This is a genomic window from Thioclava indica, assembly GCF_000714545.1.
GTDB classification, from domain to species: Bacteria; Pseudomonadota; Alphaproteobacteria; order Rhodobacterales; family Rhodobacteraceae; genus Thioclava; species Thioclava indica.
Genome location: NZ_AUNB01000001.1, coordinates 402,079 through 422,113 on the forward strand (window position 1 = coordinate 402,079; position 20,035 = coordinate 422,113).

At 61.0% G+C, this 20,035-nt stretch carries 22 protein-coding genes; 7 read left to right on the plus strand and 15 right to left on the minus strand.

Features of this window, described 5'->3' with window-relative positions:
- Positions 1-107: 107 nt before the first annotated feature.
- Both DT23_RS01970 and DT23_RS01975 read left to right on the plus strand, forming a co-directional pair.
- The gene (locus DT23_RS01970) at positions 108-869 is read left to right on the plus strand and encodes a DNA repair protein (protein WP_240473520.1); all 762 of its coding nucleotides are present in this window, start codon (positions 108-110) and stop codon (positions 867-869) included.
- Between the two features lie 57 nt (positions 870-926).
- Positions 927-1,373, plus strand: coding sequence for a paraquat-inducible protein A (locus tag DT23_RS01975; protein ID WP_038127557.1), 447 nt, complete (start codon positions 927-929; stop codon positions 1,371-1,373).
- Here the strand turns inward: DT23_RS01975 and DT23_RS01980 are convergent.
- Both DT23_RS01980 and DT23_RS01985 read right to left on the minus strand, forming a co-directional pair.
- A complete protein-coding gene (locus tag DT23_RS01980) occupies positions 1,370-1,597 on the minus strand; it encodes a DUF1150 family protein (protein ID WP_038127559.1) in 228 nt (75 codons plus the stop codon). The genes DT23_RS01975 and DT23_RS01980 overlap by 4 nt on opposite strands.
- Before the next feature lie 17 nt (positions 1,598-1,614).
- A complete protein-coding gene (locus DT23_RS01985; RefSeq protein ID WP_038127560.1) occupies positions 1,615-2,028 on the minus strand; it encodes an Hsp20 family protein in 414 nt (137 codons plus the stop codon).
- Between the two features lie 218 nt (positions 2,029-2,246).
- Here DT23_RS01985 and DT23_RS01990 point away from each other — a divergent pair, with 218 nt between their 5' ends.
- The 3 genes from DT23_RS01990 to DT23_RS02000 all read left to right on the plus strand — a co-directional run bounded on the left by DT23_RS01990 (position 2,247) and on the right by DT23_RS02000 (position 4,090).
- Entirely contained in the window at positions 2,247-2,465 is a 219-nt protein-coding gene (locus tag DT23_RS01990) for a YdcH family protein (RefSeq protein WP_038127562.1), read from the plus strand.
- Between the two features lie 82 nt (positions 2,466-2,547).
- Positions 2,548-3,033, plus strand: coding sequence for a 5-(carboxyamino)imidazole ribonucleotide mutase (gene purE, locus DT23_RS01995; protein WP_038127565.1), 486 nt, complete (start codon positions 2,548-2,550; stop codon positions 3,031-3,033).
- Complete coding sequence (locus tag DT23_RS02000) at positions 3,026-4,090, plus strand: 5-(carboxyamino)imidazole ribonucleotide synthase (RefSeq protein ID WP_038127567.1); 1,065 nt, start codon at positions 3,026-3,028, stop codon at positions 4,088-4,090. Before purE ends, DT23_RS02000 begins: the two co-directional genes overlap by 8 nt.
- Before the next feature lie 48 nt (positions 4,091-4,138).
- Here the strand turns inward: DT23_RS02000 and scpA are convergent, their stop codons facing one another.
- Complete coding sequence (scpA, locus tag DT23_RS02005) at positions 4,139-6,268, minus strand: methylmalonyl-CoA mutase (RefSeq protein WP_038127571.1); 2,130 nt, start codon at positions 6,266-6,268, stop codon at positions 4,139-4,141.
- Positions 6,240-7,172, minus strand: a complete 933-nt coding sequence (locus tag DT23_RS02010; RefSeq protein ID WP_051696972.1) for a hypothetical protein — start codon at positions 7,170-7,172, stop codon at positions 6,240-6,242. The genes scpA and DT23_RS02010 overlap by 29 nt, the downstream gene beginning before the upstream one ends.
- A 178-nt stretch (positions 7,173-7,350) precedes the next feature.
- Between DT23_RS02010 and DT23_RS02015 the strand changes: the two genes are divergently transcribed.
- Positions 7,351-7,860, plus strand: coding sequence for a DUF4174 domain-containing protein (locus DT23_RS02015; protein ID WP_240473521.1), 510 nt, complete (start codon positions 7,351-7,353; stop codon positions 7,858-7,860).
- Positions 7,861-7,975: 115 nt separating this feature from the next.
- Here DT23_RS02015 and DT23_RS02020 read toward each other — a convergent pair whose 3' ends face one another.
- From DT23_RS02020 to DT23_RS02045, 6 genes are all read right to left on the minus strand, one after another.
- Complete coding sequence (locus DT23_RS02020) at positions 7,976-9,979, minus strand: acetyl-CoA carboxylase biotin carboxylase subunit (protein ID WP_038127573.1); 2,004 nt, start codon at positions 9,977-9,979, stop codon at positions 7,976-7,978.
- A 156-nt stretch (positions 9,980-10,135) separates the two neighbouring features.
- A complete protein-coding gene (locus tag DT23_RS02025) occupies positions 10,136-10,342 on the minus strand; it encodes a hypothetical protein (protein WP_038127574.1) in 207 nt (68 codons plus the stop codon).
- A gap of 337 nt (positions 10,343-10,679) precedes the next feature.
- Positions 10,680-11,072 carry a hypothetical protein gene (locus DT23_RS02030; RefSeq protein WP_038127580.1) on the minus strand — a complete coding sequence of 131 codons (393 nt, stop codon included), beginning with the start codon at positions 11,070-11,072 and terminating at the stop codon, positions 10,680-10,682.
- A gap of 78 nt (positions 11,073-11,150) precedes the next feature.
- The gene (locus tag DT23_RS20125; RefSeq protein WP_038127581.1) at positions 11,151-11,273 is read right to left on the minus strand and encodes a hypothetical protein; all 123 of its coding nucleotides are present in this window, start codon (positions 11,271-11,273) and stop codon (positions 11,151-11,153) included.
- Between the two features lie 166 nt (positions 11,274-11,439).
- Positions 11,440-11,952, minus strand: a complete 513-nt coding sequence (locus DT23_RS02040) for a DUF6497 family protein (protein ID WP_240473522.1) — start codon at positions 11,950-11,952, stop codon at positions 11,440-11,442.
- Between the two features lie 9 nt (positions 11,953-11,961).
- Positions 11,962-13,494, minus strand: a complete 1,533-nt coding sequence (locus DT23_RS02045; RefSeq protein WP_038127582.1) for an acyl-CoA carboxylase subunit beta — start codon at positions 13,492-13,494, stop codon at positions 11,962-11,964.
- Positions 13,495-13,715: 221 nt separating this feature from the next.
- Between DT23_RS02045 and DT23_RS02050 the strand changes: the two genes are divergently transcribed.
- Positions 13,716-15,110: a helix-turn-helix domain-containing protein gene (locus DT23_RS02050; protein ID WP_038127796.1), complete on the plus strand. Its 1,395-nt coding sequence runs from the start codon at positions 13,716-13,718 to the stop codon at positions 15,108-15,110.
- A 58-nt stretch (positions 15,111-15,168) separates the two neighbouring features.
- Here DT23_RS02050 and DT23_RS02055 read toward each other — a convergent pair whose 3' ends face one another.
- The 5 genes from DT23_RS02055 to betI all read right to left on the minus strand — a co-directional run bounded on the left by DT23_RS02055 (position 15,169) and on the right by betI (position 19,947).
- Entirely contained in the window at positions 15,169-15,414 is a 246-nt protein-coding gene (locus DT23_RS02055) for an HP1242/YdcH family protein (protein WP_038127583.1), read from the minus strand.
- A 72-nt stretch (positions 15,415-15,486) separates the two neighbouring features.
- A complete protein-coding gene (locus DT23_RS02060) occupies positions 15,487-16,092 on the minus strand; it encodes a thermonuclease family protein (RefSeq protein ID WP_338064210.1) in 606 nt (201 codons plus the stop codon).
- A 110-nt stretch (positions 16,093-16,202) separates the two neighbouring features.
- Positions 16,203-17,855 carry a choline dehydrogenase gene (gene betA / locus DT23_RS02065; protein ID WP_038127801.1) on the minus strand — a complete coding sequence of 551 codons (1,653 nt, stop codon included), beginning with the start codon at positions 17,853-17,855 and terminating at the stop codon, positions 16,203-16,205.
- A 62-nt stretch (positions 17,856-17,917) separates the two neighbouring features.
- Positions 17,918-19,369 (minus strand): betaine-aldehyde dehydrogenase, encoded by a 1,452-nt coding sequence (gene betB / locus DT23_RS02070; protein WP_038127586.1) that lies wholly within the window; start codon positions 19,367-19,369, stop codon positions 17,918-17,920.
- A complete protein-coding gene (gene betI, locus DT23_RS02075) occupies positions 19,366-19,947 on the minus strand; it encodes a transcriptional regulator BetI (RefSeq protein ID WP_038127588.1) in 582 nt (193 codons plus the stop codon). The genes betB and betI overlap by 4 nt, the downstream gene beginning before the upstream one ends.
- Positions 19,948-20,035: the final 88 nt, after the last annotated feature.

A 20,035-nucleotide genomic window follows, 5' to 3' on the forward strand; every position in this document is an offset into this window, starting at 1 on the left:
CGAAATGACACCAACATCGCCCCCGAACCCGTTGATCCTTAATCAAGAGTTGATTTTGGGCGGATATTCGCCGACACTCACCCCATAGGGGCCTGGGGGTTGCTAACATGACAGAGAATTTGGGCGGCAGCGAAGCCGTAACGCGTTTGCACGCGCTGATGGGTCAGGCGCTAAGCGCGGCGGTGTTCATCTTTGCGCTGGCGGCGCTGCTTTGGGTGGCCAGTTCGGCTTTGGGATTGGCCCCGTGGCTCAGCGTTGAGGCGCAAATCGGCACCGCGCCGCTGCCGCATTTCGGGATGTGGGTGCAACTGGGTCTCGCCGCTTTGGGTCTGATCCTGATGCTCTATCTGCCCAGCGCCGCACGCGTCTCGCGCCTTGAAAACAGTCACCGCAAATTCCACGTCGCGATGGATGATGTGGCCCAAGCCTATCGCGCCGCGCATGAGGTTGACCGCAGCGGGGCCTTTGCGCTGTCGGGCGAGTTTGACGCCATGCGCGAACGCATCACCCATCTGCGCCGCCACCCTGATCTGGGCGCGCTAGAACCCGAATTGCTGGAACTCGCCGCACAGATGAGCCTGCAAAGCCGTGATCTTGCGCGGGTCTATTCCGACAAAAAGCTCAACCGCGCCAAGACGTTTTTGGAGCAGCGCCAGCAAGAGGCCGACAAGCTGTCAGAGCAGCTCAAACTGGCGCGCACCACCTGCAACGAGCTGCGCACATGGCTCACCGATGTCGAGGCCGAAGAGCGCAGCGTCAACGAGCAGTTCCACCTGCTCGAGCGTGATCTGCGTGACATCCTGCCCGCGCTCGGCTACGAGTTGGAAGATAACACGCAACCCAATGTCGTGCCGATGCCCAAGAAATAACGGCAGGTCAGGTTCGCGTTTCCGCCCTTGTTTTTGCCCTTACGTGCGGCCCGATTCATGTTGAAAATCGCCAATCTGGCGCTGTTGATCCTGTTTCCCATCGCTTGGGCCTCGCCGCTGTTGCGCGCAGGCTGGCTGCCGTTTTTCGATCTAGACACGATTTCGGTTCTGTCGGGGCTGCAAAGCCTGTGGGGTACGGATGTGTTTCTGGCCGTGACGGTCACGTTTCTGGCGCTGTTTGCGCCCTATTTGAAGGTGATCGGGCTGGCCTTGGTGCAGTTTGATCTGGCCTCAGATCGGCTGCGCCCGGCGCTTGGCGTGCTGGGCAAGCTCGCGATGGCCGATATTTTTCTGATCGCGATCTATATCGTGGTGGCCAAGGGCATTGGTCTGGGGCGGATCGAGACCGGCTGGGGGCTGTATCTGTTCACGCTTTGCGTGGCCGCCTCTTTTGCGATCTCGATGCTGGACGCGCGCCGCAGCGCACGCCCTGTGGCACCCTAGTGCACCGAAACCGGCGCCAGGTCATTCTCGCGCGCGACCATGAAGGCCATCTTGCGATCCTTGACCAAGGCCAACCGCTCGCCATCCTCGTTGTGGACACCGTAAAGATGGTCAATCCCGACCAACTCATCTTGCATTTCTTGGGGCAAATCCACGACTGCCACTTCGCGGATATAGACGATGCGATCATCGCGCTCGCCGCCAAAGTCGAATTTCGTTTCCATAGCTGCGTCCTCCTGCCTTATTCGCGTTTTATCGGGATAGTTTGCACGATTTTGTTCGGTGCAGAGCGCATCAGATCAATGTGCAGCAATCCGTTTTCCATCGCCGCACCTGCCACATCGACCCCATCGGCCAGCACGAAACTGCGCTGAAAGGCCCGTGCGGCGATCCCGCGATGCAGATAGGCTTTCTCGCCCGCCTCTTCGGATTGACGCCCGCGGATCACCAGCGCACGGTCTTCAAGCGTGATCGACAGATCCCCCTCGCCAAAACCGGCAACCGCCAGCGTTATACGGAACGCATCCTCGCTGCATTGTTCAATGTTATAAGGCGGATAGGCATCAGAGCCCGCTTTCGCGGTGCGCTCTACCAAGCGCTCCAACTGGTCAAACCCCAACAGATGGGGATGCGCCCCAAAACTCAATTTCGTCATCTGGCAAGCCCTTGTCCAAGCGACATTGCAATTCTACGGGCCCCGCGCGTCGGCAGCCCTGTTGCTATAAATATGGGCAGCCCGGCATGTCATCGCAAGTGGCACGCCCCTATCGTTAACGTTGATTTTTTCCCGCAGAGGCAGGAATTTGGTATAAGACTCCCCTGCCCGCCCCTGTTGAGTCGGGCCTTTTGTCAGTCACAAGCGGATTTGCACATATGAACGCTCGGATCGAGATGGAGCATGATGAGGTGCTGCGCGTGGAACTTGAAGTTCTCAAGCGCGAACACCGCGATCTGGACGAGGCAATTCACGCCCTGATCGGCGCCGTGCATTCCGATCAGCTCCGCCTCGTGCGGCTGAAAAAACAAAAGCTGGCGTTGAAAGATCAGATCGCGCGGATCGAAGACCAACTGACCCCCGATATCATCGCCTAAGCGCCCCGAAACGCCCGCCGCAGGGCTTGCCGCCACGCCACAGGTTTCTATAGTGCGCGCTTGATCTGCGAGAGGGCGTTTTATGGGCGTGAAAGTGGGAATCATCATGGGAAGCCAGTCCGACTGGTCCACGATGAAAGAGGCGGCAACTGTTCTGGATGAGCTTGGCGTGGCCTATGAAAGCCGCATCGTCTCGGCCCATCGCACCCCGGATCGGCTGTGGGATTATGGCAAAACGGCCGTGGATCGCGGCTTGCAGGTGATTATCGCGGGCGCTGGCGGGGCGGCACATCTGCCCGGCATGATGGCCTCAAAAACCCGCGTTCCGGTGATCGGCGTTCCGGTGCAGACGCGCGCGTTGTCCGGTGTCGACAGCCTTTATTCGATCGTGCAGATGCCCAAGGGCTTTCCCGTGGCCACGATGGCGATTGGCGCGGCAGGCGCGGCCAATGCCGGGCTGATGGCGGCGGGCATTTTGGCGCTGAACGACCCCGATCTGGCGCAGCGCCTTGATGCGTGGCGCGCAGCCCTCTCGGCCTCGATCCCGCAGGAGCCGCAAGATGACTGAGACGCTGGCGCAAGGCGCCGTGATCGGCATTCTCGGCGGTGGCCAGTTGGGGCGGATGCTGTCCGTCGCGGCCTCGCGGCTTGGCTTCAAGACCCATATTTTTGAACCCGGCGCGAACCCGCCCGCCGCCGATGTCGCCCATGCTGTGACCACCGCCGCCTATGAGGACGAGGCCGCGCTGCGCGCCTTTGCCGCCAGCGTCGATGTGATTACCTATGAGTTTGAAAACGTGCCAACCTCGGCGTTGGATCTGCTGGAAACGCTCAAACCGATCCGGCCCAACCGCCGTGCGTTGGCCATCAGTCAGGATCGTCTGCGCGAAAAGGCGTTTCTGAGCGATCTCGGCCTGTCGACCGCGCCCTATGCTGCCGTTGATGACAGTATTGATCTGGCCGAGGCGATTGCGGAAATCGGCTGCCCTGCGATCCTCAAAACCCGCCGTTTCGGCTATGATGGCAAGGGCCAAGCCGTGATCCGTGCGCCCGAAGAAGGCGAAGCCGCGCTGGCCTCGCTATCCGGCGCACCCGCCGTTTACGAAGGCTTCGTTGACTTCCAAAGCGAGATTTCGGTGATCGGTGCGCGCGGTTTGGATGGCGCGATTGCCTGTTTTGATCCGGGCCAGAACGTGCATAGCAACGGTATATTGCACACCACCACCGTGCCCGCCACGATCTCGCCCAGCCAGCGCACCGATGCTGTGCTGATCGCGGCCAAGATACTGAACAAGCTGGATTATGTCGGCGTTATCGGGGTCGAGCTGTTCGTGACCAAAGACGCGCTGATCGTCAACGAATTCGCCCCGCGCGTGCACAATTCCGGCCATTGGACGCAGGCGGGCTGCGCCGTGGATCAGTTCGAGCAGCATATCCGCGCGATCACCGGTTGGCCGTTGGGCGACGGGTCGCGCCACGCTGATGTCGAAATGGAAAACCTGATCGGCGATGATATGGACCGCGTGCCTGAACTGGCGAGCAAGCCGCGCACACAGATCCATCTTTACGGCAAGGCCGAGGTCAAACCGGGTCGCAAGATGGGCCATATAAACCGCATCCTGTAACACCTTGATACGCAAAGCCGGGGGCATCCGCCCCCGACCCTACCGTGTTCAGCTGCGCGTCTTGCGCACGATTTCCAAAATCTCCCGCGCGGCCAGCGGGATATTCGTGCCCGGCCCGAAGATCGCCTTCACCCCCGCCTTCTTCAGAAAATCATAATCTTGCTGCGGGATCACGCCGCCGCAAATCACGATAATATCGTCCGCCCCTTTGGCCCGCAGCGCCTCGATCAGCTTGGGCGCAAGCGTCTTGTGACCCGCCGCCTGCGAGGAAATCCCCACCACATGCACGTCATTGTCGATCGCGTCCTGCGCGGCCTCGTCAGGTGTCTGGAACAGCGGCCCCACATCAACGTCAAAGCCGATATCGGCGAATGCGGTCGCGATCACCTTGGCACCACGATCGTGGCCGTCCTGACCCATCTTGACGACCAGCATACGCGGGCGACGACCCTCTTCTTCGGCAAACGCCTCGACATCTTTCTGGATCTGGGCAAAGCCCTCATCGCCGTCATAGGCCGCGCCATACACGCCCGAAAGCGTCTTGACCTCGGCGCGGTGGCGGCCGAATTCTTCCTCCATCGCCATCGAAATCTCTCCTACGCTGGCACGCGCACGCGCAGCCGCGACAGCGGCTTCCAACAGGTTGCCGCCCTCTTTCGTGCGCCGCGTGATCTCTTCCAATGCCGCCTGACAGGCCGCCTCGTCACGGGTGGCGCGCATCTTTTCAAGCCGCGCAATCTGGCCGTCGCGCACTTTGACGTTGTCGATATCAAGAATGTCGAGATCGTCCTCTTTCGCCAGACGATACTTGTTCACGCCCACGATCACCTCTTCACCCCGGTCGATCATCGCCTGACGCTTGGCCGCCGATTCCTCGATGCGCAGCTTGGGCATGCCGGTGGCGACCGCCTTGGTCATGCCGCCCATTTCCTCGACTTCTTCCATCAGCGCCCAAGCCTTATCGGCCAGCTCCGCCGTGAGGGTTTCGACATAATAGCTGCCCGCAAGCGGATCGACGACATGGGTGATCCCGGTCTCTTCCTGCAAGATCAGCTGGGTGTTGCGCGCGATCCGCGCACTAAATTCGGTCGGCAGCGCGATGGCCTCATCCAAAGCATTGGTATGCAGAGATTGCGTGCCCCCAAGTGCCGCCGCCATCGCCTCATAGGCGGTGCGCACCACGTTGTTATAGGGGTCTTGCTCGGCCAGACTCACACCCGAAGTCTGGCAGTGCGTGCGCAGCATGCTTGAGCCCGTCTTTTGCGGATTGAACTCGCTCATCACGCGGGTCCAGAGCAGACGGGCGGCGCGCAGCTTGGCGGCCTCCATGAAGAAATTCATCCCGATCGCGAAGAAAAAGCTCAGCCGTCCCGCAAACCGGTCTACATCCATCCCCGCATTGATAGCGGTGCGCACATATTCGCGCCCATCGGCCAGCGTAAACGCCAGTTCCTGCACAAGGTTCGCGCCCGCCTCTTGCATGTGATAGCCCGAGATCGAAATCGAGTTGAATTTCGGCATCTCATCGGCGGTATATTCGATGATATCGGCGATGATGCGCATGCTCGGTTCAGGCGGGTAGATATAGGTGTTGCGCACCATGAACTCTTTAAGAACATCGTTCTGAATCGTGCCCGACAGGACCGAACGATCCACGCCCTGCTCTTCGCCGGTGACGATAAAGTTCGCCAAAATCGGGATCACTGCGCCGTTCATCGTCATGGAAACGCTGACTTTATCCAGCGGGATACCGTCAAACAGGATTTTCATATCCTCGACGCTGTCAATCGCCACACCGGCCTTGCCGACATCGCCCTCAACGCGGGGATGGTCGCTGTCATAGCCACGGTGCGTTGCCAGATCGAAGGCCACCGATACGCCCTGCTGCCCCGCCGCCAGCGCCTTGCGATAAAACGCGTTGCTTTCCTCAGCGGTCGAGAAGCCGGCATATTGGCGGATCGTCCACGGGCGGCCCGCATACATCGTCGCGCGCGGGCCACGGGTGAAGGGCGCGATGCCGGGCATCGTTCCCAGATGATCAAGGCCCGTGGTATCCGCCTCGGTGTAAAGCGGCTTGACCTCGATCCCCTCCAGCGTCTCCCAGTTGAGATCCTCAATCGCGCGCCCGCGCAATTCCTTCTCGGCGAGCTTACGCCAGTCGGCTTGCTTGTCGGTCATGATATTGTCCTTCTTCCTCTGTCGGCGCGCCGGGGTTGGCCCCCATGCTGTGCGCTGAAACGTCCATCCAGTCGATGCCCGGCGGCGCAGCGCGCAGCCAAGCGAGATCCTCTAGGTAATGCGCCACCATCGCGGCACGCTGCGCCCCCTCAAAGGGTATCCAACGCGTCTGACCGGTGCGCTCGGGCGCTTGCCCTGCCGCACTCAGGCGCGTGTGCAAATCAGCAAGACGCGGGGCGGCATTGTCGCGACGCCCCGGCTCATACAGCCCCGCAGGCAGAGCCGCGCGCGGCAACATCGCGCCAAGCTGCGCGTGGTGATCTGCGCCCATGCCCTCATGGCTCCAAACCGAAACCGGCAAGCCCAGCGTGTTCCAAACCCCGCCAATCACCTGCCGCCAGCCGCGCGGATGGCCCGCCAGACGCGCCAGCGCGCGCGCATTCGGCACTCGCGCGCCGCGCGCCACAGACACCGCCAGCACCGAGGCCCACCACATATCATAGCGCCGGATCGAGATCGCAACCCGGCGCAACTGCGGCCCGATGGCGCGCGCGACACGTTCGATCCGCCCCGCCATATCAGGATAAAGCGTCAGCATATCGACGCATTGTGGCATCGCGCCGATCACGTTTTCTTCGGATATAATCAGCCGTTTCATGCCCTGATCTGACAGCCGGTCCAGCTCCATCGCGATGGCCATACGGATGCGGCCCGCGTTTTGTCCATCTTGCGGCGTCACCAGATCGGGGCGCTTGATCAGCCCCGAAAACAGCCCCGCACGCGTGCGGTCCGGCCCCCAATAGGCCGTGCCACTGGCCGCCAAAGCATCGGCATTTTGCAGCAACCACGCCTGCATAGCCGTCGTGCCGGTGCGATGCGCCCCGATATGCAGAATGACTTCCATTCCACGCCCCCGATTTCTGCGGCCTGGCGCGCGACGCGCCAAACCCGTTTCACCCGACGACGAGTGTGCGCAGAAAGGTCTTGCGACGTGCTTAAAGTGCAAATTTTGCGAAAATTGGCGCGATGGGACGTGGTGCGAGCGCCCCTGCGCCCCTATATCTTGGGCAGGAGAGCAGCGCATGACCCCAAGACGACCCTTTGTAATGACGGCCCTTTTGGCGCTGTGCCTTGGCAGCGCGGGCTTTGCGCAAGACACACCGGTGCCCGCGACGCCCGCTGCCACAGTGCCCGTGCCTGCCCCCGAGGCCGGGACGCAGGACGAAATTGGGTTCGCCCCAATTTCAGGGGCTGATGCCTCGCTTGACGCGTTGATCTGGCAAAAACGGCCGATCGTGGTCTTTGCCGACAGCCCGTTTGACCCCGCATTCAAAGACCAGATGCGCCTGCTCGAAGAGCGCTGGCCGGAACTGGCCGCGCGCGATGTAATGGTGATTGCCGACACCGCGCCAAACCCACCCTCGTCAGTGCGCCTTAAGCTGCGTCCGCGCGGGTTCTCGCTGGTGATCATCGCCAAAGACGGCACCGTCAATCTGCGCAAACCCCGCCCGTGGGACGCACGCGAGATCATCCGCTCCATCGACAAAATGCCGATCCGGCGCGAGGAGATTCGCAACGGCGCACAGCAATAGGCGAGGCTAGCGGATCGCATCGGCCCCTCCAGTGCTGCACGCCAACAAAACACGCGCCGCCACAGCGGACAGGGCCAAGCGGCCCAAACCCGTCTGTCGCAGCGCGGCACGCATCTTATTCGAACTCCATGATGATTTCGTCGACCGCAAGGCTGGCACCGGCCTCGCATTTGATCGCCTTCACGCGGCCCTTCCGTTCGGCGCGCAGGATGTTTTCCATCTTCATCGCCTCGACCGTGGCCAGCGCCTGACCGTCTTGCACCTCGTCGCCCTCAGAGACGCTGATCTTCACCACCAGACCCGGCATCGGGCAGAGCAGGAATTTCGACGTATCGGGGGGCAGCTTCACCGGCATCAGCTGCGCCAATTCGGCCTGACGCGGCGTGCGCACATGCACCTTCAGATCCGCCCCACGCAGCCGAATCCGGAAGCCCATCGGGATTTTACCGACCTTGAGCACCAGCGGCGCGCCATCGACCGTCAGCTTGGCCAGCGGATCGCCCGGCGTCCAATCGCTTTCGACGCGCATCTCGGTGCCGTCCTCGAACACGACAGTCGAGCCCTGCTTGTCGGCCTTGATCAGCAGTTTGAAATCCTGATCTTGCAGCGACACAACCCAGTCTTTGCCGACCTTGCGTTCGTGATTTCCCAGCGTCCCCGAGATCTTCGTGCGCCGGATCTCCGCCACCCGTTCCATCGCCGCTGTGGCAGCCGCAACGCGACACAGAATATCTTCGGACAGGGTAACCCCCTCGAATCCTTCGGGATATTCCTCTTCGATAAAGGCGGTGGTGATATTGCCGGTTTCAAACCGCTCGTGATCCATCACGGCGGCACAGAACGGCAGGTTGTGCCCGATGCCCTCGACCTCGAACGTATCAAGCGCCAGACGCATCTCTTCGATCGCCTCGGCGCGAGTCGGCGCCCAAGTGCACAGCTTGGCGATCATCGGGTCGTAAAACATCGAAATCTCACCGCCCTCGTAAACGCCAGTGTCGTTGCGCACGATGCCGCCAGACTGCGTCTTGCCCTCAACAGGCGGACGGTAGCGGGTCAGACGGCCAATCGACGGCAGGAAACCACGGTAGGGATCTTCGGCGTAAAGGCGGCTTTCAATCGCCCAGCCGTTGATCCCGATATCGCTTTGTTTCATCGGCAGTTTTTCCCCGTCGGCGACGCGGATCATCTGCTCGACCAGATCAATGCCCGTGATCAGCTCGGTCACCGGGTGTTCCACCTGAAGGCGGGTGTTCATCTCGAGGAAGTAGAAATTCCGGTCGCCATCGACGATGAATTCGACGGTGCCCGCGCTGGTGTAATTCACCGCCTTCGCCAGCGCGACCGATTGCTCGCCCATCGCCTTGCGCGTGGCTTCGTCCAGGAACGGGCTCGGCGCTTCTTCGATGACCTTCTGGTTGCGCCGCTGGATCGAGCATTCGCGCTCGTTCAGATAGACGCAATTGCCGTGCTTGTCGGCGAGCACCTGAATTTCAATGTGGCGCGGTTGCGTGACGAATTTCTCGATGAAAATCCGGTCATCGCCAAAGGAATTCGCCGCCTCGTTCTTGGACGACTGGAACCCCTCGCGCGCCTCTTCGTCATTCCACGCGATGCGCATGCCCTTACCGCCGCCGCCGGCGCTGGCCTTGAGCATCACCGGATAGCCAACCTCGCGACTGATTTTCACCGCCTCATCGGCATCCTCGATCAGCCCCATGTAACCGGGAACTGTGGACACGCCCGCCTCTTTGGCCAGCTTTTTCGAGGTGATCTTGTCGCCCATCTTCTCAATCGCGCCCGAAGGCGGCCCGATAAAGACGACGCCCTCTTTCTCAAGCGCCTCGGCGAATTTCATGTTTTCCGACAGAAACCCGTAACCCGGATGCACCGCCTCGGCCCCGGTCTGGCGAATCGCGTCCATGATCTTGTCGATCACGATATAAGACTGATTCGCAGGTGCGGGACCGATATGCACCGCCTCATCGGCCATCTGCACATGCAGCGCGTGACGGTCCGCATCGGAATAGACGGCAACCGTCTTGATGCCCATCTTCTGCGCGGATTTTATGACCCGGCAAGCAATCTCGCCGCGGTTTGCAATCAGGATTTTCTTGAACATGTCCGGTCCTTCCCCTCGAGTGCCCACGCCTTGCGCGCACGGCCCCGTCTGTCGTGATCTTGAGATGAGAAATAAGAAAAACCGCCACCGGGGCGGTTGGCCCCAATGACGGCTTTCACGAAATCCTGCGCGCCCGAAGGCCCGTTCAGATGTGTCTTAGTAGCTGCGCGTGCACACGCCCGCGTCGTCGCAATAGGTGCCGGCAAGCGCACCAAGCGCCGCGCCCGCGACGACGTTGTTATCGGTTGCGTCGGCAATGACGGCACCGCCTGCGGCCCCTGCCAGCGCGCGCTGACCGTCGGTTTGCATGCAACCTGCAAGCGCAAGGCCTGCGATGAGAATGAGAATCGGGGTTTTGCGCATAGGATACTGCCTCTGTGAGCGATTATTATTGCCCGCGATTCTATCGCAAAACCGTGAAAAGCCAACGCAAATTTTGGATGCGACCCCCCATCGGCAAAGCCCCGCCGATTCGCCCTTTTCCTGACCCGCCCTGAAAAAGAAAGCTGCGACCTGACCCGAAGATCAGGCCGCAGAGAAAGGGAAGGGGTAGGGATAGTAAGTCGTGGCTCGCAGGGGTTGGGGACTAAGCGAGCCACATCCTTAACCTGACCGCTGCACGCCTCGATTGCAAAGGCGAAATTGCACACTCCCTCAGGTTCGGCGATTTGCCGCCATTCATATGGGGTGAGCGGCGAAATCATGCCCAATCCTCATCATCTTCATCGTCAAAAACAAAGCTGGCAGGGTCAGCAAAGACCTCGGGAAAGGCCGCCTCGGCGCGCTTGGCGTCAATGCGCAGCATCGCCTCATAGCTTTCGGGATCAAACGGATCTTCTGCGGGCACCACTTCGCGGCCAAACAACCAGCTGATGCGCCCGGCATCCAGATTGCCCCGCTCGAACGGTTCCTCGCCGAACTGCGCCCAAAGCGCTGCCATAAACCCGGCGTCGGCCTTGCGATCCGCCGGGGCGCGGTCGGCATAGCGCTCGCGCTTGATGATCTTGGTCGCGCCCTTTTTGTTGGCGCGCCGGATCGTGAATTGATAATCAGTCGAGGGCAAACGCCCAGGAAAACCGCGATGTTTCAGCATGTTGCGCCCTCCACGACAGAACGGGCGAACGCGCGGGCGGTGACCGGGACGGGGAAAATCCCCCGTCCCAGGACAGTCTTACTTATACTTACCGGTATAGACCGGCTCTTCGGTGACCGGCGCTGCGGGCATCGGCTCGGGCTTGGGCGCGCAAGCTGCGACAAAGCCAACCAGTGACAGTGCAATGAGAAGTTTCGACATGTCGTTCTCCTGTCCAAGGACACGGTCTGACCCGTTCGGGCAGCACCAGCCGCATCCGGTTTCGTTTGGGGGATCGGATTCCCTTTCCCCGACGACAGGTTAGCGCGCAAAACCGGATCACGAAAGCGCGATTTATGCGTGATCGCCGCGCCCTGCCCCATTGCTGTTAAAAGAACTGCCATTCGCATTTTCCTTCATCGACAGAAAACGTGTCGAAATACTGTGTTGCCGCGTGATCGACCTCGCCAAAGGGCACGATTCGATCCGACAGGCTAATGACCAATTCCGCAGGCTCGGGCGCGGGGCGCGCGATACGCGGGGCGACCCATGTCTCGCACAGCGCCGCGATATCGGCCAAAGCGATGTCGGGGCTAAGCGGACTGCGCCCGCCAATCTGCGGCGCGAGAAAGCGAAACCGATAGGTCAATCCTTGCGTCCCCTGAGCCGTATGAATCACATCAATCCACCAAATCTTTTGCCCTGATGGCACCGCAATCGCCTTGCCCTGCGTGCCTTTTGGCCCATCGCCGGGTTCCAGATCGTCGGGATGCATCACCACCCCGTAATCAGGCACAGGGCTGACCTCGCGCAGATCTTGGGCAAACGCCGGATGGCCCAGCATCACCCCGACCAAAAGACCGGGAATAAGCGCCCTGAAACCGAACTCGATCCGCCCCATCACATCCCCTTACAGCGGAATATTATCGTGCTTCTTCCATGGGTTGGTCAACTTTTTCGAGCGCAGCGAGGCAAACGCCCGCGCCACGCGCCGCCGGGTCGAGCGCGGCTGGATCACCTCGTCGATAAAGCCTTTTTCCGCAGCCACGAACGGGTTGGCAAAGCGGTGCTCATAATCGGCGGTGCGCTGCGCGATTTTGTCCTTATCGCCCAGCTCACTGCGATACAAAATCTCAACCGCGCCCTTGGCACCCATCACCGCGATCTCGGCGGTGGGCCAGGCATAGTTGAAATCGCCGCGCAGATGTTTGGAGGCCATCACGTCATACGCGCCGCCATAAGCCTTGCGCGTGATCACCGTGACTTTCGGCACCGTCGCCTCGCCATAGGCAAACAGCAGCTTCGCGCCATGCTTGATCACGCCGCCATATTCCTGCCCCGTGCCCGGCAAAAAGCCCGGCACATCGACCAGCGTCAGGATCGGAATTTCAAACGCATCGCAGAAACGCACGAATCGCGCGGCCTTGCGGCTGGAATCGATATCCAGACAGCCTGCCAGCACCATCGGCTGGTTCGCAACCACCCCAACCGTCTGCCCCTCAAGGCGGATAAAGCCGGTGATGATATTGCCCGCGAAGTCCTTTTGGATCTCAAAGAAATCGCCCTCATCGGCGATTTTCTGGATCAGCTCCTTCATGTCGTAAGGCGAGTTCGGATTGCTCGGGATCAGCGTATCCAGCGAGGCCTCGATGCGATCCACGTCGTCAAAGAAGGGCCGCACGGGGGCCTTTTCGCGATTGGAGAGCGGCAGGAAATCGATCAGGCGGCGCGTCTCGATCAGCGCCTCGACATCATTCTCATAGGCCCCATCCGCGACCGAAGATTTCTTGGTATGCGTGCCGGCCCCGCCCAGCTCTTCCGCCGTAACCACCTCATTCGTCACGGTTTTCACCACGTCCGGGCCGGTGACAAACATATACGAGCTGTCCTTCACCATAAAGATAAAGTCGGTCATCGCCGGGCTATACACCGCGCCCCCCGCGCACGGCCCCATGATCAGACTGATCTGAGGCACAACGCCGCTGGCCATAATATTGCGCTGGAACACATCGGCATAACCGGCCAGCGAGGCCACCCCCTCTTGAATGCGCGCGCCACCCGAATCGTTGATCCCGATCACAGGCGCGCCGTTTTGCACCGCCATATCCATGATCTTGCAGATTTTCTCGGCATGGGTCTCGCTTAGCGAGCCGCCAAACACCGTGAAATCCTGGCTGAACACATAGACCATGCGCCCGTTGACCGTGCCCCAACCGGTGACCACGCCATCGCCGTAAGGCTTGCTCTCATCCATGCCGAAATCGGTGCAGCGATGGGTTTTGAACATATCGAACTCTTCGAAAGAGCCCTCATCCAGCAGCAATTCGATTCGCTCGCGCGCGGTCAGCTTGCCCTTTTTGTGCTGCGCCTCGATGCGCTTTTCACCGCCACCCAACCGCGCCTGCGCGCGCCGGTCTTCAAGCTCTTCCAGGATGTCTCGCATGGGGGTCCTCCGAATATTTTAACGCACAATATACAAGCGCACCGCCGTTACAAAGGGGATTTCAGAAAATTTGCAAAACCTTGCCAGAGACTATTTAGCTAATTGCAAAATTGCGAACTCGCCACGGTGAACTGAGCGCCATGCCTTGGCAACAAACCGCGCGCGGCGTTTGACGACGATGATTTGCAAAGATACAAACCGATTTGCAAAGGGAGGGCATGATGGCAATTCAGAAACTCTATGCCGGGGTGAAGCTGCGCGAAACCCGCACCCGTCTGGGCCTGACGCAAAAGGCCTTTGCCGAACGACTCGGTGTCTCGCTGCCCTATCTCAACCAGATGGAAAACAATCACCGCCCGGTTTCGGCGCAGGTGGTGCTCGCGCTGGCCTCTGAATTTGGCCTTGATGTGACCGAGTTGTCAGCAGGCGATGCCGAGCGTCTTGTGTCGGATATGCGCGAGGCCTTGGCCGATCCGATCTTCTCTGACGGCGCACCGCCACTGGCCGATCTGCGCCTTGCCGCCTCAAATGCCCCCGCCCTCGCGCGCGCTTTCTTGGAAATGCACCGCGCCTATCGCCAGACCCATGAACGCCTTGCCTCGCTAGACGAAGCATTAGGCCGCGACGGTCCGCATATGGTCATGAGCCCGTGGGAAGAGGTGCGCGACTTCTTTCACTATTGCGACAATTACATCGACGCGGTGGATCGCGCGGCTGAACGCTATTCCTGCCCCAATGGCACACGGTTAGAGCCCATCCCTCATGCGATCGAGACCCTCGCCCAGCGGGGCATAAAAGTGCAGTTTTCCGACATCGGGCCGTTGCGCGCACTTGATGACGACCGCCTTGCAATCAACGCCCATGTCGGCAAACCAACGCAGGCGTTCCAACTGCTGCATCAGGTCGCGCTGATCACCCAAAACGAACTGCTCGAGGCAACGCTCGACCTTGCGCGCTTTCAATCGGACACCGCGCGCGCCATCGCGAAAATCGGTCTCGCGAACTATTTCGCCGGCGCGGCGTTGCTGCCCTACCGTCCCTTCCTTGCCGCCGCCCAAGACACCCGCCACGATCTTGAACGGCTTTGCGACATTTTCACCGCCTCAATCGAGCAAGTCGCCCACCGCCTCTCCACCCTGCAACGCCCCGGCGCCAAGGGCATCCCCTTCTTCTTTGTGCGGGTCGATCAGGCTGGAACGATCACCAAACGCCACTCTGCCACACGGCTGCAATTCGCCCGGTTTGGCGGAGCCTGCCCACTGTGGAATGTCCATCAAGCCTTTGAAACGCCAACACGTTTCCTGCGTCAGCTGGCCGAGACGCCCGACGGGATGCGCTATCTCTGCCTTGCGCGCGACGTATCCAAACCCGGCGGCAGCTTCACCGCTCCCGTGCGGCGCTACGCGATTTGTCTGGGCTGTGAAGTTAGCCACGCGCAGGGGTTGATTTATGCCGACGATATGGAACTGGGCAACCCGAAGGCCTACGAACCCATCGGGATTTCATGCCGGATTTGCGAGCGCAAAAACTGCCACCAGCGCTCGGTTCCCCCGCTAGAACGCCGCTTGCAAGTAGATCCCGACCATCGCGGCCTTTTGCCCTACGATATCGCGTAAAAAAAGCGCCCCGAGGTCTCCCCCGAGGCGCATTTCTATCCGGCATCAAACGTCGTAATCAGACGGCGGCTTCGCTCAACATCCGAGCGATCTCGTCCTTCACCGCAGCGCGTTTCTTGCGCAGTTCGGTCTCGGTCAACGAATCAACCGGATCAACGTTGGTCTCGGCGCGATGCACCTGATCGTTCAGCACGTCATAGTCTTCCAACAGCTTTGCAAAATGCGCGTTCGAGATTTTCAAAGCGTGCAATTGCTCAAGCTGTTGCGGAAATTCTTCTTGCAGCGTGTGCGGCGTATTAGACATGTCGTCTCCCTCTCCATCAAATCAGATTGATTCTAGCGCAGCGGTTACCGCGCCACCTTGATGCGCGTCAAGTCAGCCCCCCGCGCGCCGCCATCCCGCCGCCTTCGCCTGCGCTTCCGAACAGAACCAGCGCTCACCCTTGCGGCTGTTGATCCGCGTCGCGTCATATGACCGCATCCCCGGCAGGTGATAGAGATGCCCGCGCGTAGAAATATTTCCTTTGATCGCGCATCCCGGATTCGGCGGCGGTTGCGTCGCATCTGCGCGCTTTTGCGCGCGCACCTGATCAGGCCGCTCTGCACGGCCTTGCCAAATTCCGCGCCGCGCGGATTTCGCCTCGGCCTCTTGGCCCACATAGGCCATCGAATATTTGCGATAGGCAAAGGCCGCCCCGCGCGCCACCATCGCCGCGTTCAGATCGCGCCCGCCCGCATAACACACCGCAATCAAACGCCCGTAGCGATCCTCTTCCTTGCCCGAACAGCGCACCCCTTGGCTGGCGAGATCGCGCAAATCCTGCGTCGCCGCCGCCCCACAAGACCAAGCCGTGCCAGCAGCCCCCTCACAGGTCTGCTTTGATTCCGGCGCATCAATGCCAAACAACCGCACACGCGTGTTCTCAACCACCAAAGTGTCGCCATCCACGACCCGAGGCACCCCCGAAATGGTTGAGGCCACGGCCGGCGACAGCATCGCCAACAAAAGTAAACAAAACCTGAACATTTCCCACATATGGTAGGAGCGCCGCGCAAGATCAACCTATTTCGTAGCGAGAGGTTAACGCCCCTTCAACGCTGCGCCACTTGCCAATTCGCCGCGATCTCGGGTTGCAGATTTTCCCGCGCCAGCGGATCGCGACCCAGCAGATGATCGGCGATTTTCTCACCCACCATGATCGAGGGCCCATTCAGATTGCCATTGGTGATGCGTGGAAAGACCGAGCTATCCGCCACCCGCAGCCCCTCCACTCCGATCACGCGCCCCTCAGGATCCACCACCGCGCCCGGGTCATCGACCGCCCCCATCCGCGCGGTGCCGCAGGGATGATAGGCGCTCTCCGCATGCTCGCGGATGAAGGCGTCAATCTGATCGTCGCTCTGCACATCCGCGCCCGGTTGGATCTCGCGTGCGACATGGGCAGCCATCGCGGGCTGCTCGAAAATCTCGCGCGTCAGCCGGATACACTTGCGAAACTCTGCCCAATCATCGGGATGGCTCATGTAGTTGAACCGGATCTCGGGCGCCTCCGCCGGATCAGCGCTGGCCAAACGCACCGAGCCGCGCGATTTCGAGCGCATCGGCCCGACATGCGCTTGAAACCCGTGCCCCTCGGCCACCGCGCGCCCGTCATAACGCACCGCAATCGGCAAGAAATGATATTGAATATCAGGATAGTCGATGCCCGCATCCGAGCGAATGAATCCACAAGCCTCAAACTGGTTGGACGCGCCAAGCCCGCGCTTGCCCAACACCCATTGCGCCCCGACCCAAGCCTTGCCCGCAAGGTTCCAATAGCGAAACAGGGTGATCGGCTCTTTCGCGGCAAATTGCATATAAATTTCAAGATGATCTTGCAGATTCTCCCCCACGCCTGCACGATCGGCCAACACCTCAATCCCATGCTCGCGCAAGTGATCCGCCGGACCAATCCCCGACAGCATCAACAGCTTGGGCGTATTGATCGAACTGGCCGCCAGCACCACCTCGCGCTGCGCCGAGATCACCTCGACACGGCCCTTGCGCTCCACTTCAACGCCCACCGCGCGCTTACCCTCAAACACAACGCGCCGCGCCAAGGCCCGCACGATACGCAACCGCCCGGTCTTCAGCGCCGGGCGCAGATACGCATTGGCCGCCGACCACCGCCGCCCCTTGTAAATCGTGGCCTCCATCGGGCCAAAACCCTCTTGGCGCGCGCCGTTATAATCCTCGCTCACCGGATAGCCCGCCTGCTGCCCCGCCGCGATAAACGCATCAAATAGCGGGTTGGCGCGCGGCCCGCGCGTCACATGCAGCGGCCCTGACGTCCCGCGCCACTCAGACGCGCCGCCATGCCAATGCTCCATCCGCTTGAAATAGGGCAGCACATCGGCAAAGCCCCAGCCCCGCGCGCCACTCTCTTCCCAATGATCGAAATCGCGGGCATGACCACGCACGTAAACCATCCCGTTGACGCTCGACGATCCGCCCAACACCTTGCCGCGCGGCGTGGCAAGCTTGCGCCCGCCCAGCCCCGGCTCTGGCTGACTGGCAAACCCCCAGTCATACATCGCCATATTCATCGGATAGCTCAGCGCACCGGGCATCTGGATAAACGGGCCAGCATCGGACCCGCCATGCTCGATCACCACAACATCACGCCCCGCCTCAACCAGACGATACGCCAAAGCCGACCCGCCCGAGCCAGCCCCCACAATCACAAATTCAGCCTGCGTTCTCATTTTCATCTGGCCCTAAATACTCCGGGGTCCGGGGCAGCGCCCCGGCGACCTCAAAACGCGCCTCAATACGGGCTTTCAACCGGCCCCATGCCGACATAGACCGACTTCACCTGCGTATAATGCTCAACGGCAGCGCGCGAATTCTCGCGCCCGAAGCCTGACCCCTTAACCGCCCCAAAGGGCATTTCCACCGGTGTCAGGTTATAAGCGTTGATCCAGCAGGTGCCCGCCTGCAACTGCCCGATCACGCGATGCCCTCGCGCCAGATCAGCGGTAAACACCCCCGCCGCCAGTCCGAACTGCGTGTCATTGGCGCGCGCGATCACTTCGGCCTCATCGTCGAAATCAAGCACCGACATCACGGGCCCGAAAATCTCCTCGCGCGCGATGGTCATGCTGTCAGCCACATCGGCAAACACCGTGGGCTGCACGAACAGCGGCCCCTCATTACCCTGCGCGCCGCCGCAAATCAGCCGCGCACCCTCGGATTTGGCGCTTTCGATATAGCTCAGCACCTTGTCGCGCTGTGCGGCTGAAATCAGCGGCCCGAATTGCGTGGTCTCGTCTTGCGGATCACCCGCTTTGATACGCCCCGTGCGCTCGGCCAGACGCGTCAGAAACGCGTCCTTAATGCCCTTTTGCACAAACACCCGCGTGCCGTTGGAACAGATCTGCCCTGAAGAATAGAAATTCGCCAGCATCGCTGCGCCCACGGCGCTATCCAGATCGGCATCGTCGAAAATAATCAGCGGAGATTTCCCGCCCAGCTCCATCGTGACATGTTTCATGCCCGCCGCCGCCGCCGTGTAAACCTTGGCCCCCGTGGGCACCGATCCCGTCAGCGAGACCTTGGCGATACGTGGATCGCTGGCCAGCGCCGCGCCCACCGCGCCGTACCCCTGCACCACGTTGAACAGCCCCGCAGGCATCCCGGCCTCGATGAAAATCGCGGCCAGTTGCAGCGCGCCAAGCGGCGTCACCTCAGATGGTTTGAACACCATCGCATTGCCGGTGGACAGCGCAGGCGCGGCCTTCCAGCAGGCAATCTGACTGGGGTAATTCCACGCACCGATCCCGGCGCAAACACCCAAAGGCTCGCGCAGGGTATAGGCGAAATCGCCCCCAAGCGGCATCGTCTCGCCTGTCAGCGTGGGTGCAAGCCCCGCGAAATATTCCAGCGCCTCCGCCCCCGAGGGCCAATCGGCCTCGCGCGTCTCCTGAATCGGTTTTCCGGTATCCAGCGTCTCAAGCTGCGCCAGGTCCTCGGCGCGTTCGCGAATGATCGCCACGGCGCGGGTCAACACGCGCGCACGCTCTACCGGACGCCACGCAGCCCAATCCTTTTGCGCCGCGATAGCCCCCGAGAGCGCCGCCTCGATCACCGCAGGCGTGGCCGCATGCAGCCGTGCGATCACCTCGCCCGTGCCGGGATAGGTGACCTCGATCACCTCGCCCGCCGCGTCTTCCATCCAGTCGCCATTGACGAAATGGCTCGCTTTCGGTTGCGCTCTCATTGCCCGTCCTCCAATTCTTTTTCCAGATGCGCCAGCACCATGTTGCAGGCGTGCTGGCGATCCAACGCGCCCCCCGCCAGTGCAGCGCGGATATAGACGCCATCGATCAGCGCGCCCAAACCTTCGGCCACGGCCTCGGCCCGTGCGCCCACAATCGGACGCAACCCGCACAGCAGGTTCGAGCGCAGCCGCGATTGATACACCCCCAGCAAGCGCCGCGCCGCATCGCTCGATTGCGCCAGAACGTAGAAATTGAGCCAGGCCGAAATCGCCTCGCCGCGAAACGATCCGGCCGCAAACGACCCGATCACAATAGCGCGCACCCGGTCGCGCGGGCTGCGCGCCGTGGCCAGCGCGCCACGCACCTCGGCCCCGTAAAGCGTCAGGATCGAGCGCATCGCAGCCAGAAAAATCTGCTCTTTCGAGCCAAAGTAATGATGCGCCAGCGCCGACGACATCCCCGCACGCCGCGCAATCTGCGCCACCGTCACATCCAGCGAGCCAGCATCGCCCACTGTCTCAATCGTGGCTTTAACCAGCGCCGCGCGCCGTATAGGCTCTGCTCCAAGCTTGGGCATCTGTGTCTCTCGTTCTTTGACGGTTTGCAGTTTCGTCTCAGGTAGAATATGTTTATTGACTCGTCAATCAACAACCGCAACCTTGCGG

What these genes read in the sequence shown, in the direction of transcription:
- DT23_RS01970 (WP_240473520.1), top strand. Translation starts at nt 108, where the DNA reads ATGACAGAGAATTTGGGCGGCAGCGAAGCCGTAACGCGTTTGCACGCG.
- DT23_RS01975 (WP_038127557.1), top strand. Translation starts at nt 927, where the DNA reads ATGTTGAAAATCGCCAATCTGGCGCTGTTGATCCTGTTTCCCATCGCT.
- DT23_RS01980 (WP_038127559.1), bottom strand. Translation starts at nt 1,597, where the DNA reads ATGGAAACGAAATTCGACTTTGGCGGCGAGCGCGATGATCGCATCGTC.
- DT23_RS01985 (WP_038127560.1), bottom strand. Translation starts at nt 2,028, where the DNA reads ATGACGAAATTGAGTTTTGGGGCGCATCCCCATCTGTTGGGGTTTGAC.
- DT23_RS01990 (WP_038127562.1), top strand. Translation starts at nt 2,247, where the DNA reads ATGAACGCTCGGATCGAGATGGAGCATGATGAGGTGCTGCGCGTGGAA.
- purE (WP_038127565.1), top strand. Translation starts at nt 2,548, where the DNA reads ATGGGCGTGAAAGTGGGAATCATCATGGGAAGCCAGTCCGACTGGTCC.
- DT23_RS02000 (WP_038127567.1), top strand. Translation starts at nt 3,026, where the DNA reads ATGACTGAGACGCTGGCGCAAGGCGCCGTGATCGGCATTCTCGGCGGT.
- scpA (WP_038127571.1), bottom strand. Translation starts at nt 6,268, where the DNA reads ATGACCGACAAGCAAGCCGACTGGCGTAAGCTCGCCGAGAAGGAATTG.
- DT23_RS02010 (WP_051696972.1), bottom strand. Translation starts at nt 7,172, where the DNA reads ATGGAAGTCATTCTGCATATCGGGGCGCATCGCACCGGCACGACGGCT.
- DT23_RS02015 (WP_240473521.1), top strand. Translation starts at nt 7,351, where the DNA reads ATGACCCCAAGACGACCCTTTGTAATGACGGCCCTTTTGGCGCTGTGC.
- DT23_RS02020 (WP_038127573.1), bottom strand. Translation starts at nt 9,979, where the DNA reads ATGTTCAAGAAAATCCTGATTGCAAACCGCGGCGAGATTGCTTGCCGG.
- DT23_RS02025 (WP_038127574.1), bottom strand. Translation starts at nt 10,342, where the DNA reads ATGCGCAAAACCCCGATTCTCATTCTCATCGCAGGCCTTGCGCTTGCA.
- DT23_RS02030 (WP_038127580.1), bottom strand. Translation starts at nt 11,072, where the DNA reads ATGCTGAAACATCGCGGTTTTCCTGGGCGTTTGCCCTCGACTGATTAT.
- DT23_RS20125 (WP_038127581.1), bottom strand. Translation starts at nt 11,273, where the DNA reads ATGTCGAAACTTCTCATTGCACTGTCACTGGTTGGCTTTGTCGCAGCT.
- DT23_RS02040 (WP_240473522.1), bottom strand. Translation starts at nt 11,952, where the DNA reads ATGGGGCGGATCGAGTTCGGTTTCAGGGCGCTTATTCCCGGTCTTTTG.
- DT23_RS02045 (WP_038127582.1), bottom strand. Translation starts at nt 13,494, where the DNA reads ATGCGAGACATCCTGGAAGAGCTTGAAGACCGGCGCGCGCAGGCGCGG.
- DT23_RS02050 (WP_038127796.1), top strand. Translation starts at nt 13,716, where the DNA reads ATGGCAATTCAGAAACTCTATGCCGGGGTGAAGCTGCGCGAAACCCGC.
- DT23_RS02055 (WP_038127583.1), bottom strand. Translation starts at nt 15,414, where the DNA reads ATGTCTAATACGCCGCACACGCTGCAAGAAGAATTTCCGCAACAGCTT.
- betA (WP_038127801.1), bottom strand. Translation starts at nt 17,855, where the DNA reads ATGAGAACGCAGGCTGAATTTGTGATTGTGGGGGCTGGCTCGGGCGGG.
- betB (WP_038127586.1), bottom strand. Translation starts at nt 19,369, where the DNA reads ATGAGAGCGCAACCGAAAGCGAGCCATTTCGTCAATGGCGACTGGATG.
- betI (WP_038127588.1), bottom strand. Translation starts at nt 19,947, where the DNA reads ATGCCCAAGCTTGGAGCAGAGCCTATACGGCGCGCGGCGCTGGTTAAA.